The 16,009-nt window shown below is 41.3% G+C and carries 16 protein-coding genes, 2 pseudogenes and 1 riboswitch; of the genes and pseudogenes, 1 reads left to right on the top strand and 17 read right to left on the bottom strand.

The window, feature by feature from the left end:
- Window positions 1-53: 53 nt before the first annotated feature.
- The 6 genes and pseudogenes from rapA to mpl form a co-directional block, all read right to left on the bottom strand.
- On the bottom strand, window positions 54-2,963 hold the full coding sequence (rapA, locus tag AAFX60_001180) for an RNA polymerase-associated protein RapA (GenBank protein XDF77877.1): 2,910 nt from the start codon (window positions 2,961-2,963) through the stop codon (window positions 54-56).
- A 193-nt stretch (window positions 2,964-3,156) separates the two neighbouring features.
- A complete protein-coding gene (gene thiQ, locus AAFX60_001175) occupies window positions 3,157-3,861 on the bottom strand; it encodes a thiamine ABC transporter ATP-binding protein (GenBank protein XDF77876.1) in 705 nt (234 codons plus the stop codon).
- Window positions 3,861-5,464: pseudogene (thiP, locus tag AAFX60_001170) on the bottom strand (thiamine/thiamine pyrophosphate ABC transporter permease ThiP). The gene thiQ and the pseudogene thiP overlap by 1 nt, the downstream one beginning before the upstream one ends.
- A gap of 41 nt (window positions 5,465-5,505) precedes the next feature.
- Window positions 5,506-6,521: pseudogene (thiB, locus tag AAFX60_001165) on the bottom strand (thiamine ABC transporter substrate binding subunit).
- A gap of 53 nt (window positions 6,522-6,574) precedes the next feature.
- A riboswitch (TPP riboswitch) is annotated at window positions 6,575-6,687 on the bottom strand.
- A gap of 48 nt (window positions 6,688-6,735) precedes the next feature.
- The gene (locus AAFX60_001160; protein ID XDF77875.1) at window positions 6,736-7,353 is read right to left on the bottom strand and encodes a flavin prenyltransferase UbiX; all 618 of its coding nucleotides are present in this window, start codon (window positions 7,351-7,353) and stop codon (window positions 6,736-6,738) included.
- A 1-nt stretch (window position 7,354) separates the two neighbouring features.
- Window positions 7,355-8,734 (bottom strand): UDP-N-acetylmuramate:L-alanyl-gamma-D-glutamyl-meso-diaminopimelate ligase, encoded by a 1,380-nt coding sequence (gene mpl, locus AAFX60_001155; GenBank protein XDF77874.1) that lies wholly within the window; start codon window positions 8,732-8,734, stop codon window positions 7,355-7,357.
- 184 nt (window positions 8,735-8,918) lie between these two features.
- Here mpl and fbp point away from each other — a divergent pair, with 184 nt between their 5' ends.
- Window positions 8,919-9,929, top strand: coding sequence for a class 1 fructose-bisphosphatase (fbp, locus tag AAFX60_001150; GenBank protein XDF77873.1), 1,011 nt, complete (start codon window positions 8,919-8,921; stop codon window positions 9,927-9,929).
- Window positions 9,930-10,016: 87 nt separating this feature from the next.
- On the opposite strand, the gene rplQ is transcribed toward fbp, so the two are convergent.
- The 11 genes from rplQ to rplR all read right to left on the bottom strand — a co-directional run bounded on the left by rplQ (window position 10,017) and on the right by rplR (window position 16,005).
- Window positions 10,017-10,397, bottom strand: coding sequence for a 50S ribosomal protein L17 (gene rplQ, locus AAFX60_001145; protein XDF77872.1), 381 nt, complete (start codon window positions 10,395-10,397; stop codon window positions 10,017-10,019).
- Window positions 10,398-10,433: 36 nt separating this feature from the next.
- Window positions 10,434-11,423: a DNA-directed RNA polymerase subunit alpha gene (gene rpoA / locus AAFX60_001140; protein ID XDF77871.1), complete on the bottom strand. Its 990-nt coding sequence runs from the start codon at window positions 11,421-11,423 to the stop codon at window positions 10,434-10,436.
- 23 nt (window positions 11,424-11,446) lie between these two features.
- Entirely contained in the window at window positions 11,447-12,067 is a 621-nt protein-coding gene (gene rpsD / locus AAFX60_001135) for a 30S ribosomal protein S4 (GenBank protein ID XDF77870.1), read from the bottom strand.
- A gap of 31 nt (window positions 12,068-12,098) precedes the next feature.
- Window positions 12,099-12,488, bottom strand: a complete 390-nt coding sequence (rpsK, locus tag AAFX60_001130; protein XDF77869.1) for a 30S ribosomal protein S11 — start codon at window positions 12,486-12,488, stop codon at window positions 12,099-12,101.
- A gap of 21 nt (window positions 12,489-12,509) precedes the next feature.
- Window positions 12,510-12,866, bottom strand: coding sequence for a 30S ribosomal protein S13 (gene rpsM / locus AAFX60_001125; protein ID XDF77868.1), 357 nt, complete (start codon window positions 12,864-12,866; stop codon window positions 12,510-12,512).
- A gap of 149 nt (window positions 12,867-13,015) precedes the next feature.
- The gene (gene rpmJ, locus AAFX60_001120) at window positions 13,016-13,129 is read right to left on the bottom strand and encodes a 50S ribosomal protein L36 (protein XDF77867.1); all 114 of its coding nucleotides are present in this window, start codon (window positions 13,127-13,129) and stop codon (window positions 13,016-13,018) included.
- 30 nt (window positions 13,130-13,159) lie between these two features.
- Entirely contained in the window at window positions 13,160-14,491 is a 1,332-nt protein-coding gene (gene secY / locus AAFX60_001115; GenBank protein XDF77866.1) for a preprotein translocase subunit SecY, read from the bottom strand.
- Window positions 14,492-14,511: 20 nt separating this feature from the next.
- Window positions 14,512-14,946 (bottom strand): 50S ribosomal protein L15, encoded by a 435-nt coding sequence (gene rplO, locus AAFX60_001110; GenBank protein XDF77865.1) that lies wholly within the window; start codon window positions 14,944-14,946, stop codon window positions 14,512-14,514.
- A 5-nt stretch (window positions 14,947-14,951) separates the two neighbouring features.
- Window positions 14,952-15,131, bottom strand: coding sequence for a 50S ribosomal protein L30 (gene rpmD / locus AAFX60_001105; protein XDF77864.1), 180 nt, complete (start codon window positions 15,129-15,131; stop codon window positions 14,952-14,954).
- A 5-nt stretch (window positions 15,132-15,136) separates the two neighbouring features.
- Window positions 15,137-15,637 (bottom strand): 30S ribosomal protein S5, encoded by a 501-nt coding sequence (gene rpsE, locus AAFX60_001100; GenBank protein XDF77863.1) that lies wholly within the window; start codon window positions 15,635-15,637, stop codon window positions 15,137-15,139.
- A 14-nt stretch (window positions 15,638-15,651) separates the two neighbouring features.
- Window positions 15,652-16,005, bottom strand: coding sequence for a 50S ribosomal protein L18 (gene rplR, locus AAFX60_001095; GenBank protein ID XDF77862.1), 354 nt, complete (start codon window positions 16,003-16,005; stop codon window positions 15,652-15,654).
- Between the last annotated feature and the right edge of the window lie 4 nt (window positions 16,006-16,009).

Here is a 16,009-nt window from a genome sequence, read left to right as displayed (position 1 = left end):
CACTATAGGCATGCTCTCTGAAACATACCATTATTCAGAGAGCATGATGTTACTTAATTATGGCTCACTACAATTAGACGTAATGAATCTAACTGAACTTGTGCTTTACCAATATAACCAGATAGTTCGCTCATTTGAGTTTCAATTTGAGTTAACTCTTCATCACGAATATTTGGGTTGACTGCCTTCAAAGCTTGTAAACGTTCAAGCTCTGAATTAAGTGCTGCTTTCATCTCTTTTTCAGCATCAGTGCGAACGCTTTCTAAACGCTCTTCCATGCTAATTTCCGCTTTATCGATTAATCCATGGATCTCTTTTTGAACCGAATTAACCAACTTACTCGCCATATGACGATTAACCGGGCTTAATTGACGGTTAAAGCTTTCAAATTCAACCTGAGCAGAAAGATCATTACCTTTACCATCCATCATGATACGAATAGGCGTTTTAGGTAAGAAGCGAGCAATACCACTCTGTTTAGGAGCTTGCGCATCTACTACATAAACCAATTCCAGTAATAAAGTGCCTGCAGGTAATGCTTTATTCTTCAATAAAGAAACCGCTGTTGCCCCTACCCCTTCGGTTAAAACAAGATCAATACCACCTTGAATCATTGGGTGCTCCCAACTGATCAAGTTCATGTCTTCACGAGAAAGCGCGGTTTCACGGTCAAACGTAATAGTACAACCTTCATAAGGTAAGCCTGGGTAACTTGATACCAACATGTTTTCCGCTGGAGTGACAACAATGGCATTTTCACCTTTATCATCTTGGTTTAAGCCAATGGTATCAAATAGGTTTAATGCAAAATTAACAAGATTTGTATCGCCGTCGGTTGCCGCAATTTGCTCTGCAATTTCTTTCGCTTTATCGCCACCATTAGAATGTACTTCTAATAAACGGTCACGACCTTGCTCTAATTGTGCTTTTAGCGCTTTATTTAATGCAGCCGACTCTTCAATTAATGACTCTAAGCCATCAGATTTACCTGTTGCTAAGATAGCAATAATTGCATCAGCAAATTTGTCATAAACAGCACGACCTGTTGGACACGTTTCACCAAATGCATTTAAACCTTCATCAAACCAACGAGCAAGCAATTCTTGAGATGTACCTTGTAGGTAAGGAACATGAATTTCAATATCGCGTTTTTGACCAATGCGATCCAAACGACCAATACGTTGCTCAAGTAAGTCAGGGTTAAACGGTAAATCAAACATGACAAGTTGATTAGCAAACTGGAAGTTACGACCTTCAGAACCAATCTCAGAACAAATCAATACCTGTGCGCCGCCTTCTTCTTGTGCGAAGTAAGCTGCCGCTTTATCACGTTCAATAATTGACATACCTTCATGGAAAACCGTACCACGAATACCTTCACGCTCACGTAATGCTTGCTCAAGTTGTAATGCAGTTGAAGCTCGAGATGCAATAATAAGCACCTTCTCATTACGGTTTTCTTTCAGTAATTCAAGTAACCAGTTAACACGCGGGTCAAACTGCCACCACGTCGCACTATCACCTTCAAACTCTTGGAAGATTTCTTCTGGGTAAAGCATCTTCATTGCACGAGCTTCATCCGTCATACGTCCACCCATCATGGTTGCAACACGCATAGACGTAGCATACTGAGATGGTAAAGGCATTGGCATTAAATTAAGATTACGCTGTGGGAAACCTTTAATAGCTGCACGAGTATTACGGAATAACACACGTCCCGTACCATGACGGTCCATTAAATTATCCACTAACTCTTGGCGAGCTTGTGCTTGTTCATCTTCTGCTGCTGATGATTCAATAATTCTAAATAGCGGCTCTACATCTTGCTCAGAAAGCAGTTCAGTAATACGGTTTTTCGCATCATTTGATAGTTTTTCACCGCTCATTAATGCCGTTACTGCATCAGCCACAGGTTGATATTGACGTTCTTCTTCTACGAATGCGTCATAATCATAAAAACGATCAGGATCTAATAGACGTAAACGAGCAAAGTGACTCTCATGACCTAATTGCTCAGGTGTCGCTGTTAGCAGTAATACTCCTGGCGTTTCTTCTGCAATCGCTTCGATAACTTGATATTCACGACTAGGCTTAGTTTGATTCCACTCTAAGTGATGCGCTTCATCAACAACTAGCAAATCCCAATCGGCTTCAACGACTTGCTCAAAACGACGCTTACTCTTACGAATAAAGTCTAAAGAACATAAAACAAATTGTGCAGTATCAAATGGGTTTTCAGAATCGGCATAAGCTTCAACACAACGCTCTTCATCAAAAATAGAAAAATGAAGGTTAAAACGACGCATCATTTCAACTAACCACTGATGTTGTAGTGTTTCAGGTACAACAATCAATACGCGCTCAGCACGACCAGAAAGCACCTGTTGGTGAATGATCATACCCGCTTCAATGGTTTTACCTAAGCCCACTTCATCGGCTAATAAAACACGTGGGGCATAACGACGGCCCACTTCATGAGCAATGAATAATTGGTGAGGGATTAATCCTGCACGCATGCCACATAAACCGCGCATCGGGCTTTTGTGTTGTTCGTATTGGTTTTGAAGTGCACGGAAACGCAAAGCAAATCGATCCATACGATCAATTTGACCTGCAAATAATTTATCTTGAGGTTTATTAAAACGGATTTGATGACTCAATAACGTCTCACGAAGTACCACATTGGCTTCGTCAGTATCAACTCGAGTACCGATATAAGTTAATAAACCGCCTTCTTCAATAACGTCTTCAACATCAAGTGACCAGCCCTCATGGCTTTCAATGGTATCTCCCTTATTGAACATCACTCGGGTAACGGGTGCATCGTGTTTTGCGTATAAACGGTTTTCTTCTGATGCAGCAAAAAGTAATGATACGGTTCTGTCATCAACAGCCACTACCGTACCTAAACCTAAATCACTTTCTGTATCACTGATCCAACGTTGTCCCAAAGCAAATGACATAGTGGTAACGCACCTCAAAATTAATTTGTTTTATAAGATATGGAATGAGAATTTTTTCGAAAGCCAAGAATAGACAACCCGCAAAGGTTAAGGCTCAAAAGGGCGCTAATGTTACTGTATGAGAGCACTCAGGTCACGCCAATTTACTATAAAAATGAGTGTAGTCGATTATACGCATTTTTATAAACAAAGTTTACTTTACCGCTTGTAAATATTGCGTTAATTCTGGTGGTTTTTCTTGAGTAAATAATTCAGAAATACGCCCCTGGCTCAGCACTTTTTGCTGACAAATAAAAGCATAATGAGAAGCAAGGGCTTTTGCATCTTGTAAACTGTGCGTCACCATTAAAACGGTTAATTTTTCACTCTTTATCAACGCCTGAATTAACACAATCATTTCTTCCCTTAAGATAGGATCAAGCGCTGAAAATGGCTCATCCAATAATAAGACAGGTTTTTGCTGAACTAAGCATCGGGCTAAGGCTACACGTTGCTTTTGTCCTCCAGATAACTGCTCAGGCAAACGTTGCAGCAAATCATCAACCCCAACTTGGCGAGCCGCATCATTAATTCGTTTTTTATCTTTCTCATTTAAACGTAAATTAGGCTTAATACCCAAGCCAATATTCTCAGCAACAGATAAATGAGCAAAAAGGTTATGCTCTTGAAATAACATAGATAAAGGACGTTGATGAGGAGCACGTAAAAGCTGTGATTCGTTATTTATTGTAATATCACCACTTTCAGGTTCAATAAAACCTGCTAATAAGCTCAATAAGGTACTTTTACCAGCCCCACTAGGACCTAAAATAGCAACAACGCTTCCCTGCTCTACATTCAAATCGAACTCAAACAAATCAGTATAATATCGATATTTCACATCAGAAAAACGCAGCATTATTGTTTCCTTTTCTTTGATAAAAATAGCCATTCAACAACAGCAAACACACCCACACTCAATAATAAAAGGCTCAATGAAATAACGGCTGCCGCTTCCATCTGATAACTGCCAAGCAATTGAAATAAATAGAGTGGTAGCGTTCTAAAATCTTGGCTACCGAACAAGGCAATCGCACTTAAATCACCAACAGACATAATAAAAGCAATGGAAAAAGCATGAGCAAAAGGTTTTCTTAATGCTTTCCATTCAATCACTCGAAATCGTGACAATCCGTACAATCCCAAACTTGCACACAATAAATGATACTGCTGTGCAATATGCAACAAAGGTTGAGCTAATGTTTTTATTACGTAAGGTAATGCCATTAATGCATTGACTAAGATGACAATCCAAATAGCGATACTAAAGACATCGGTTATGTTTCTTAATAATAAAAAAAGCCCCGTACTGATTACCAACCCCGGCGTGACTAAAATCATCACACCAATCAGATCTAACTTATCTGCTAATAATCTTTTTTGTTTTAAACGCAAAGACCGAGTTGTATGTAAAAGCAGAACACCAAGAAATAATGCAATCACAGCGGCACCAAAGGCCACAATTAAAGAGTTGATTAATGCAGACCAAAACTCCGATGACGTGATGACAACAAATAATTGAGAATTAAGCCCACTAAGAACAACCATAAATAAGGGAGGTAACATAAAAAGCCCTAAAAGCGTTATCCACGCTCTGTCCCACCACTTTGCCTTATTGGTATCTTGATATAGAACCACTTGTGATAACGATGCAGAATCAACAGAAACTGATTTTGAGAATCGTTGAATACACAATGATAATAATCCACATAATAACATTTGCCATAAAGCTAAAATGGCACCTGATTGCAAATCAAAATCAAACTTAATTGCTTGGTATATTGCTAACTCTATTGTTGTGGACTTAGGACCACCACCTAGCGCCATTACGGTAGCAAAACTCGTAAAGCAAAGCATAAAGACCAACCCAGCAACATGTGGCAATTGCTGTTTTATTCTCGGCCATGCAACAAGACGATACTTACTCCACCCATTAATCCAAGGTGTGCAGATAACTGATGTTGTTCAATGGAAATAGAATCTAATGATTGCAGTAACAGCCGAGTTGCAAAAGGGAAATTAAAAAAAACATGAGCCAATAAAATGCCATTTAGGCCATAAATCGAAAATGGTAACGATGCGCCAAACCAAGTAAAAACATCAGCGATTAATCCACTGTTCCCATAAATAGCTAATAAACCAAAAACCCCCACAAGCACTGGTAATACTAACGTCGTTGCACAGAGTTTTAGTAATAATCCACGCCCAATAAATTGACGGCGAGATAAAGCATAGGCTGTTGGTATAGCCAAACCAATACTGATTATGGTTGATAAAAATGCTTGGTATAAACTAAATTGAGTGATGTAGCGGTAATAAGGATCAGACCAAATAATACGTAAATCTAAACTCGGAGATTCGATTAAAAGCGCACTAATTGCACCACCAACGAAGCAGAGAATAATAGCTGCAACGATATAGCCGAATAAAGGCGTGGAATTAAATAAAGTTCGAGATTTCATGAATAAAATAAAGGAGCACTAGTGGCTCCTTATTACACCAATTAAAAAGTTAACGCATGCTGCCATTCACGGATCCAAGATTTACGCTTTTGTGCGATATCTTCAGAGCTAAATGACAATGCTTTATTAGGTACCGTCAATGTTTCAAATCCCTTTGGTAGTTCAACTTTAGTTACTGGGTACATCCAGTTTCCTGTTGGCATCGCAAATTGAAACTCATCACTTAATATGAATGCTAAAAACTCGTCGGCAAGTTTATTGTGTTTTGTAGATTTAACTTTTGCCGCAACTTCAACTTGAGTGTAATGGCCTTCTGAGAAATTAGCGGCAGCAAATCGTTGATCTTTTTCAGCAATAATATGGTAAGCCGGCGATGTTGTATAAGATAAAACGAGATCCGACTCTCCCTCTAAAAACATACTATAAGCTTCTGACCAGCCTTTTGTTACCGTCACTGTTTTTTTAGATAGTTGCTTCCATGCTTGAGCGGCATCATCCCCATAAACAGATTTAATCCAGAGTAATAAGCCTTGCCCCGGCGTTGAAGTTCGAGGATCTTGATAAATCACTTTTAAATCGTCGCGCTGTTCAACCAACTCTTTTAGGCTCTTTGGAGGATTAGTTACTTTCTCTTTGTTATAAACAAAAGCAAAATAACCAAAGTCATAAGGAATAAACGTTGTATCACTCCACCCATTAGGTAAATGTACCGAACTTGTATCGATGTGATGTTGAGCGAGTAACCCTGTTTTTTTCGCTTCCGCCATTAAGTTATTATCTAAACCCAATACAATATCAGCTTTAGCATTCTTTCCCTCAAGACGTAGACGATTCAAAATAGATACGCCATCATCTAATGCAACTAGCTCTAAATTACAGCCACATTTAGCTTCAAATGCCGCTTCAACTTTAGGTCCGGGGCCCAATCCGCTGCAAATGAATCATAAGTGTATACCGTTAGTGTTTCTGACGCGGACACAGAAAAAGAAGAGATGCTTGCTAATGCAATAGCGAGAGATAGTTTTTTAACTGGAAGTGAAGTTACTGTTGTTTTCATTATGCGCTCTTTCGTCCTTTTGAGCGGCACAGGCTAGAGTTGAAATACTCATAGGAGAATGTCATCTCAATTCCTACGCCAGCATTATCTGGTTCAGGTGATACGGGTTTAAATGAACATTATCCAATCTTCATTAATCTCAGCCAAAGCTCCCCGATGAGAAGTCGTATTGTAAGTGTGAATAGCTTAATGAGCCAGAGCTTTTATTGTGCAGCTATCGATGGTCATAACCCCAGCGAGGTACAAGCCCTTGCTCTACACCTAAATGGTCCAAAATTCTTGCTACCATAAAATCAATTAAATCTTCAATGGATTTGGGTTGATGATAAAAACCTGGGGCAGCAGGCATAATTGTCGCCCCTATTTGCGACAACTTAAGCATATTCTCTAAATGTAATGTTGAGAATGGCGCCTCTCGAACCACAAGAATCAGCTGACCTCGTTCTTTTAAAACCACATCAGCCGCTCTTTCGATTAAATTATCAGAAATACCATGAGCAATTGAAGCAACACTACCAGCTGAACATGGGCAGACAATCATTTGTTTAGGCGCAGCAGAACCAGAAGCTACAGGAGAAAACCAGTCCTCTTTACCACAAACGGTTAGCTTATCTGCATTACAACCTAAGTGTTCAACTAATGCCGCTTTCATAGCATCAGGTCCACTTGGTAATTTCAAATCATGTTCTGTCGCCATTACAACTCTAGCAGCAGAAGAGATAAGAAAATACACGTGATAATCAGCAGCAAGTAAACACTCGAGCAAACGCAATCCATAAGGCGCTCCTGAAGCCCCTGTCATAGCTAACGTAATTGCTTTTTGTTTACTCATATTAATCCACCATTTCTATATGTTTTACTGCATCACTTAAGCGTGAAAGCAATTTACCGTGAATACCTTCAAAACCACCATTGCTCATTACCAAAATTTGATCACCAGGCAGTGCTTCGTTCACTATCATATCAACGAACGCATCAATGTTATTATGCGTGTGAGCAGGTTGAGTACATTGTTGTGCAACGTCATCAACTGACCATGCGATATTATCTGGTTGATAAATATAAACTGAATCTGCGGCATGCAGTGAAGCCGCTAATGTATCTTTATGAACGCCAAGTTTCATTGTGCTTGAGCGAGGTTCTAATACGGCAATAATCTTTTTATCACCAACTTTATTACGTAGACCATTTAATGTTAGATCAATAGCTGTTGGGTGATGAGCAAAGTCATCATAAACCGTCACACCATTTACTTCACCTTTCAACTCAAGACGACGCTTAGTATTGATAAATTTACCCAAAGCTTCACAAGCTAAATCAGGAATAACACCTACGTGGCGTGCAGAAGCGACGACCATAAGCGCATTACTTACGTTGTGATCACCAACTAAGTCCCAATTAACTTGCCCAACGTTTTCACCCTCAAAATAGACATCAAACTGACTACCATCTTTTTGAAGTTTGATGGCTTTCCATTGACCATCTTCACCAGTGAACTCTAATTCACTCCAGCAGCCTTGTTCTAATACTTGCTCTAAAGGTTTATCTTGCTTAGGTGCAAAAATGCGACCAGTACTTGGAACCGTTCTGATTAAGTGATGGAATTGACGCTGAATCGCAGCCAAATCATCAAAAATATCGGCATGGTCAAACTCAAGGTTGTTTAATACAAGCGTACGAGGACGGTAATGAACAAACTTTGAACGCTTATCAAAAAAAGCACTGTCATATTCATCTGCTTCAACAACAAAGAACATGCTTTCACCTAAGCGAGCTGACTCACCAAAATTACCTAATACACCGCCGACTAAGAAGCCTGGCTTGTAACCACACTCTTCTAGTACCCAAGCTAGCATACTTGATGTTGTTGTTTTACCGTGTGTACCTGCAACCGCCATCACCCAACGATCTTGCAGTAAAAACTCTTGTAACCATTGAGGACCTGATGTGTATTTAAGATTCTTATCTAATACATATTCAACACAAGGATTTCCACGACTCATGGCATTACCAATGACGACTAAATCAGGTGCAGGGTCTAACTGGCTTGGATCAAAGCCTTCAATAATCTCAATGCCTTGAGACTCTAATAATGTGTTCATTGGTGGATAAACGTTAGCATCACAACCAGTTACTTTATGTCCGAGTTGACGTGCTAGTGTTGCAGCGCCACCCATGAATGTTCCACAAATTCCAAGGATATGAATATGCATAATAAAAACCGTCTTATATTAAATTAAGTGAGCAACTTTTATACAAAGTTACTTCAATACTCTTAAAAAGTTCTATGCTATAGAATGAATTACAGCAAACAGTAACACAACTACTATAAAAATAAATCAGTACCTGACCCGACTTCGCGTTGATATCTAATAACAGAGAATTAAAGGAATAACTATGTCTGAAATAAGAACTTTAGGTGAGTTCATTGTCGCTAAACAACATGACTTCCCTCATGCAAGTGGTGAACTGTCTTCATTAATAGGCTCAATCAAGTTAGCAGCAAAAATCGTTAACCGCGAGATTAATAAAGCCGGATTAGTTGATATTACAGGTGCATCTGGTGAAGAGAATATTCAAGGTGAACAGCAACAAAAATTAGATGTTTACGCTAATGATAAATTTAAAGCAGCACTTGAAGCTCGTGATCAAGTCTGTGGTGTCGCTAGTGAAGAAGAAGATGAAGCAGTTGCTTTTAATAAGGAGCTCAACAAAAACGCAAAATACGTTGTATTAATGGATCCATTGGATGGTTCTTCAAATATTGATGTTAATGTTTCTGTTGGTACTATCTTTTCTATATATCGTCGTATTTCACCAATTGGAACACCGGCTACTGAAGAAGATTTCCTGCAACCAGGTCATAAACAAGTTGCTGCTGGTTACATTATTTACGGTTCTTCAACCATGCTTGTTTATACCACAGGAAATGGTGTTCATGGTTTTACTTACGATCCTTCACTTGGTGTTTTCTGCTTATCTCACGAAAATATGCAAATCCCAAAAGACGGTAATATCTATTCTATAAATGAAGGTAATTACATTCGCTTCCCTGAAGGCATTAAACAATACCTTAAATTCTGCCAAGAAAGTAAACCAGAAGACAATCGCCCATACACTTCACGTTATATCGGTTCTTTAGTTGCCGATTTTCACAGAAACCTTCTAAAAGGTGGTATTTATCTTTACCCAAGTACTCAAGCTTACCCCAATGGAAAATTAAGATTACTGTATGAATGTAATCCAATGGCGATGCTCATTGAAGAGGCAGGTGGTAAAGCGACCGATGGTGAACAGCGTATCTTAGATATAAAACCAAGCGAACTGCATCAACGAGTGCCTTTCTTTGTTGGTTCAACAAATATGGTCGATAAAGTTCATGCGTTTTTAGATGAATGGCGAGATTAATTAATAAATTAGAACAGTAAATTTATAATGTCCAAATACAAAAAAACCGAGTCCTAAGACTCGGTTTTTTCTTAAAGCTTATTCTGATTACTCAGCGTCTGCTTCTACTTCTGGGCGATCTACAAGCTCAATGTATGCCATTGGAGCTTTGTCACCTGCACGGAAACCGCACTTCAGAATACGAGTGTAACCACCAGCACGTTGTGCAAAGCGTGGACCTAACTCGGTGAATAGTTTTGCTACAACTTCGTTATCACGAGTGCGAGCAAATGCTAGACGACGGTTAGCAACACTGTCAGTCTTAGCTAATGTAATCAAAGGCTCAACTACGCGACGTAGCTCTTTTGCTTTTGGCAAAGTCGTCTTGATAATTTCGTGACGAACTAATGAGCTAGCCATGTTGCTAAACATCGCTTTGCGATGGCTGCTGTTGCGGTTGAGTTGACGACCACTCTTACGATGGCGCATGACCTAATCCTTCTAACTAGATAATTAGTGAACTGATTAATCTTCAGCGATAGACGCTGGTGGCCAGTTCTCTAGGCGCATACCTAAAGAAAGTCCACGTGAAGCTAGAACATCTTTAATTTCAGTTAAAGATTTCTTACCAAGGTTTGGAGTCTTAAGTAACTCAACCTCAGTGCGCTGCACCAGATCACCAATGTAGTGAATCGCTTCTGCTTTCAAACAGTTAGCAGAGCGAACCGTTAGTTCAAGATCGTCTACAGGACGCAGTAGGATCGGATCGAACTCTGGCTTCTCTTCTTTTTCTTCAGGAACACGTACATCACGAAGATCTACGAATGCATCCAGTTGCTCAGCTAAAATTGTAGCTGCACGACGGATAGCTTCCTCAGGATCAAGCGTACCATTTGTTTCCATATCGATAACAAGTTTGTCTAAGTCAGTACGTTGCTCAACACGTGCCGCTTCAACCGCGTAAGAAATTTTATCTACTGGGCTGTAAGTTGCATCGACAAGCAGACGACCAATTGGACGCTCATCTTCTTCAGTATGGATACGAGCTGTTGATGGTACGTAGCCGCGACCACGCTCTACCTTGATTCTCATGCTGATTTCAGCATTGTCATCAGTCAAGTGGCAGATTACGTGCTCTGGGTTCGCAATCTCAACATCACCATCATGGGTGATGTCACCTGCAACAACAGGGCCTGCACCAGACTTGTTAAGAGTAATGATAACTTCATCTTTACCCTCAACCTTAACGGCTAGGCCTTTAAGGTTCAGAAGGATTTCAAGGATATCTTCCTGAACACCTTCTTTGGTGCTGTACTCGTGTAATACGCCTTCGATTTCCACTTCAGTTACGGCACAACCCGGCATTGAAGATAGTAAAATACGACGTAGAGCGTTACCTAGAGTGTGGCCGAAACCACGCTCTAACGGCTCAAGAGTTACTTTTGCATGAGTCGTGCTGACTTGTTCAATGTCAACAAGACGTGGCTTTAGAAATTCTGTTACAGAACCCTGCATTGTGTCCTCTCTTTATTTAAGCCTTACTTAGAGTAAAGCTCGACGATCAAGTGTTCGTTGATGTCGGCAGACAAATCAGAACGTTCTGGAAGACGCTTAAACGTACCTTCCATTTTGCCAGCATCTACTTCAATCCAAGTTGGTTTTTCGCGTTGTTCAGCAACTTCTAGAGCAGCTTTAATACGTGATTGCTGTTTAGCTTTTTCACGGATTGAAACAACGTCGTTAGCCGCAACTTTGAAAGAAGGAACGTTAACAACTTTACCATTAACTAGGATAGACTTATGGCTAACTAGTTGGCGAGATTCAGCACGAGTTGCGCCAAAGCCCATACGGTAAACTACGTTATCTAGACGACCTTCAAGAAGCTGAAGCAGGTTTTCACCTGTGTTGCCTTTAAGGCGAGCAGCATCTTTATAGTAGTTACGGAATTGTTTTTCTAGAACGCCGTACATACGACGAACTTTTTGCTTCTCACGAAGCTGAACGCCATATTCAGATAGACGACCGCGACGAGCGCCGTGTACACCTGGAGCGTTATCAATTTTACACTTGGTATCGATCGCACGTACACCAGATTTAAGGAATAAATCTGTGCCTTCGCGACGGCTAAGCTTCAGCTTAGGACCCAAATATCTTGCCATGTTCTTTCTCCAATATTCCTAGAAACGAAACTTAAACGCGACGTTTCTTAGGTGGACGACAACCGTTATGAGGGATCGGAGTAGCATCAACGATGTTTGTGATGCGGTATCCAGCAGCGTTTAATGCACGGATAGTTGACTCACGACCAGGACCTGGGCCCTTAACCATAACTTCTAGGTTCTTAACGCCATATTCTTTGGCCATTTCACCACAACGCTCAGCAGCAACTTGTGCAGCGAACGGAGTAGATTTACGAGAACCACGGAAACCAGAACCACCTGCAGTAGCCCAAGCTAGTGCGTTACCTTGACGGTCAGTAATGGTTACGATTGTGTTGTTGAAAGAAGCATGGATGTGCGCTACGCCATCCGCTACTTGCTTGCGAACGCGCTTACGAGCGCGAGTAGGTTGTTTTGCCATTGTACTCTCTACCTTATCCGATTATTTTTTGATCGGCTTGCGCGGACCTTTACGGGTACGTGCGTTGGTTTTAGTACGCTGTCCACGTAACGGTAGACTGCGACGGTGACGAAGACCACGATAACAACCAAGGTCCATAAGACGCTTAATGTTCATCGATACTTCACGACGTAGGTCGCCTTCTACAGTGTATTTGGCAACACCATCACGCAGAATATCAATCTGCTCATCATTCAGTTCACTGATCTTAACATCTTCAGCAATACCCACTTCAGCTAGGATAGCTTGAGAGCGAGTTTTACCGATACCGTAGATCGCTGTTAAAGCGATTACAGCATGTTTATGATCAGGAATGTTAATGCCTGCTATACGGGCCACTATTCACTCCTAGTACTTTTTCTTAAGAAGAGCCGCAACAAAGCCCGTTGAGGATACGTTGCGACTATAACTACTTCTTTTGCACACAAAAGGTAGGCCGAGAATAATACTCGGCCTAACTTAATATATCAAGTAAAAATTTCTGCTAATTAACCTTGGCGTTGCTTATGCTTTGGTTCAACGCAAATTACACGCACAACACCGTTGCGCTTAATAACTTTACAGTTGCGGCAGATTTTTTTAACGGAAGCACGAACTTTCATTGCTAAACTCCGTAAAATTGGAACCTGAAATTAACGACCGTAGCCTTTCAGATTAGCCTTCTTCAACACGGACTCATACTGTTGAGACATCAGATGAGTCTGAACCTGTGCCATAAAGTCCATGATAACAACAACTACGATTAGTAGGGAAGTACCGCCAAAATAGAAGCGTACGTTCCAAGCGATCATCATAAACTCGGGAATCAGACAGATAAAGGTAATGTACATCGCACCAGCAAGGGTTAGACGTGTCATAACTTTATCGATGTATTTCGTAGTCTGTTCACCTGGGCGGATTCCGGGTACGAATGCACCAGACTTCTTCAAGTTATCAGCTGTTTCACGCGGGTTAAACACCAACGCAGTATAGAAGAAACAGAAGAAGATAATTGCTGCTGCATAAAGCATTACGTATAACGGTTGACCTGGACTTAATGCCATTGAAACATCAGTTAACCAACCGAATGTTCCTTCACCGTTACCACCAAACCACTGAGCCAATGTCCCAGGGAATAGTATAATACTTGATGCAAAAATTGCAGGAATCACACCAGCCATATTAATTTTAAGTGGCAAGTGAGTACTTTGAGCTGCAAATACCTTACGGCCTTGCTGACGTTTTGCATAGTTAACGACGATACGACGTTGACCACGCTCCATGAACACTACAAAGTAGATAACTGCAAATGAGATCACTGCAATTAGTAATAGAAGAAGCACGTGCAGTTCACCTTGACGCGCCTGCTGGATCGTTTCACCGATAGCTGGTGGTAAACCTGCAACGATACCTGTGAAAATAATCAAAGATATACCGTTACCGATGCCACGCTCAGTAATTTGTTCACCTAACCACATTAAGAACATGGTACCAGTTACTAAACTTACTGTAGCTGTCAGATAGAACATCATGTCAGGGTTAGCAACTAACCCTGGAATCATGCTTGGTAGACCGGTTGCAATACCAATTGCTTGGAATGTAGCCAGCACCAAGGTGCCATAACGTGTGTACTGATTAATCTTACGACGACCAGACTCACCTTCTTTTTTCAATTCAGCTAGAGGTGGATGAACAACTGTTAACAGCTGAACAACGATAGATGCCGAAATGTACGGCATAATACCTAGAGCTAGAATTGAGGCACGCGACAGTGCACCACCAGAGAACATGTTAAACAGTTCAATGATGGTACCCTGCTGCTGTTCGAAAAGATCAGCAAGGACAGCAGCGTCAATCCCAGGAATTGGCACAAATGAGCCTGCTCGGAACACTAAAAGCGCACCTATAACAAATAACAGACGCGATTTCAGTTCAGCTAGGCCGCTCTGAGCACTATTTACTTCTTTTCCTGGTTTCTTTGCCATTGTACCTCATCCTTCGAGGATTATTCCTCGATCTTACCGCCTGCAGCTTCGATCGCAGCTTTAGCGCCTTTCGTTACGCGTAGACCTTTAACAGTTACAGCAGTAGCGATTTCACCAGAAAGTACAACTTTCGCGAACTCAATGTTCTTAGTGATTACGTTAGCAGCTTTAAGGCTGTTTAGATCGATTACGTTACCTTCAACTTTAGCAAGTTCGCTTAGACGAACTTCTGCAGTTACTAGGCTCTTACGTGAAGTAAAGCCAAATTTAGGTAGACGTTGTTTTAGAGGCATTTGACCGCCTTCAAAACCAGCGCGAACTTTACCGCCAGAGCGTGATTTTTGGCCTTTGTGACCACGGCCACCAGTTTTACCTAGGCCAGAACCGATACCACGACCTACACGCTTCTTAGAAGGTTTAGAGCCAGCAGCCGGTGATAGAGTATTCAAACGCATTCTGATTACTCCTCAACTTTAACCATGTAGTAAACTTTGTTGATCATACCGCGAGTACACGGTGTATCTTCAACTTCTACTGTATGGTTGATGCGACGAAGACCTAGACCTTTAAGGCACAAGATGTGCTTAGGTAGGCGACCGATTGAGCTTTTAGTCTGAGTTACTTTGATAGTTTTAGACATGGTTCTTACTCCGAAATAGATTCAACAGTTAGACCACGCTTAGCAGCTACCATCTCAGGTGACTTAACGCTACTTAGACCAGCAATCGTTGCGCGAACAACGTTGATTGGGTTAGTAGAGCCGTAAGCTTTAGCTAGTACGTTGCGGACACCCACAACTTCTAGTACTGCACGCATCGCACCACCAGCGATGATACCAGTACCTTCTGCAGCTGGTTGCATGTACACTTTAGAACCAGTGTGGCGACCTTTAACAGCGTGGTGAAGAGTACCTTCGTTAAGTGCAATCGTAAACATGTTACGACGTGCTTTTTCCATTGATTTTTGAATCGCAGCAGGTACTTCACGAGCTTTGCCGTAACCGAAACCTACGCGACCGTTACCGTCACCAACAACTGTTAGTGCAGTAAAACTAAAGATTCGACCACCTTTAACCGTTTTAGAAACACGGTTAACAGCAATTAGCTTTTCGTTCAAATCTGTAGCTTGTTGTTGTTCTTTAGCCATCTTCCAACCCTACCTTAGAATTTCAGACCAGCTTCGCGAGCAGATTCTGCTAGCGCCGCTACTCGGCCGTGGTATTGGAAACCAGAACGATCGAAAGCAACATTAGTAATGCCTTTTTCGATAGCGCGCTCAGCAATTAGTTTACCAATTGCTTCAGCAGCAGCTTTGTTGCTAGTGCTTCCAAGTTGCTCACGGATTGCCTTTTCTACAGTAGAAGCGGCAGCGATAACCTCTGAGCCGTTTGGTGCGATTACCTGAGCGTACGTATGACGCGGAGTACGGTGTACTACAAGGCGAGTTGCACACAGTTCAGCGATCTTACGACGTGCACGTGTAGCACGACGGATGCGAGATGCTTTCTTATCCATAGTG

The sequence above is a fragment of the Aliivibrio fischeri genome (assembly GCA_038993745.2).
Lineage (GTDB): Bacteria > Pseudomonadota > Gammaproteobacteria > Enterobacterales > Vibrionaceae > Aliivibrio > Aliivibrio fischeri_B.
The sequence above is the reverse complement of the archived record's forward strand: the minus strand, read 5'-3'. Positions and strand labels throughout refer to the sequence as shown.

Bases quoted from the DNA above. Each gene is read 5' to 3' on its own strand.
- rplR (XDF77862.1), bottom strand. From the start codon at position 16,005: ATGGATAAGAAAGCATCTCGCATCCGTCGTGCTACACGTGCACGTCGT.
- rpsD (XDF77870.1), bottom strand. From the start codon at position 12,067: ATGGCAAGATATTTGGGTCCTAAGCTGAAGCTTAGCCGTCGCGAAGGC.
- rpoA (XDF77871.1), bottom strand. From the start codon at position 11,423: ATGCAGGGTTCTGTAACAGAATTTCTAAAGCCACGTCTTGTTGACATT.
- mpl (XDF77874.1), bottom strand. From the start codon at position 8,734: ATGCATATTCATATCCTTGGAATTTGTGGAACATTCATGGGTGGCGCT.
- AAFX60_001160 (XDF77875.1), bottom strand. From the start codon at position 7,353: ATGAGTAAACAAAAAGCAATTACGTTAGCTATGACAGGGGCTTCAGGA.
- thiQ (XDF77876.1), bottom strand. From the start codon at position 3,861: ATGCTGCGTTTTTCTGATGTGAAATATCGATATTATACTGATTTGTTT.
- rpsK (XDF77869.1), bottom strand. From the start codon at position 12,488: ATGGCAAAACAACCTACTCGCGCTCGTAAGCGCGTTCGCAAGCAAGTA.
- rpmJ (XDF77867.1), bottom strand. From the start codon at position 13,129: ATGAAAGTTCGTGCTTCCGTTAAAAAAATCTGCCGCAACTGTAAAGTT.
- rpsE (XDF77863.1), bottom strand. From the start codon at position 15,637: ATGGCTAAAGAACAACAACAAGCTACAGATTTGAACGAAAAGCTAATT.
- rplQ (XDF77872.1), bottom strand. From the start codon at position 10,397: ATGCGCCATCGTAAGAGTGGTCGTCAACTCAACCGCAACAGCAGCCAT.
- rapA (XDF77877.1), bottom strand. From the start codon at position 2,963: ATGTCATTTGCTTTGGGACAACGTTGGATCAGTGATACAGAAAGTGAT.
- fbp (XDF77873.1), top strand. From the start codon at position 8,919: ATGTCTGAAATAAGAACTTTAGGTGAGTTCATTGTCGCTAAACAACAT.
- secY (XDF77866.1), bottom strand. From the start codon at position 14,491: ATGGCAAAGAAACCAGGAAAAGAAGTAAATAGTGCTCAGAGCGGCCTA.
- rplO (XDF77865.1), bottom strand. From the start codon at position 14,946: ATGCGTTTGAATACTCTATCACCGGCTGCTGGCTCTAAACCTTCTAAG.
- rpmD (XDF77864.1), bottom strand. From the start codon at position 15,131: ATGTCTAAAACTATCAAAGTAACTCAGACTAAAAGCTCAATCGGTCGC.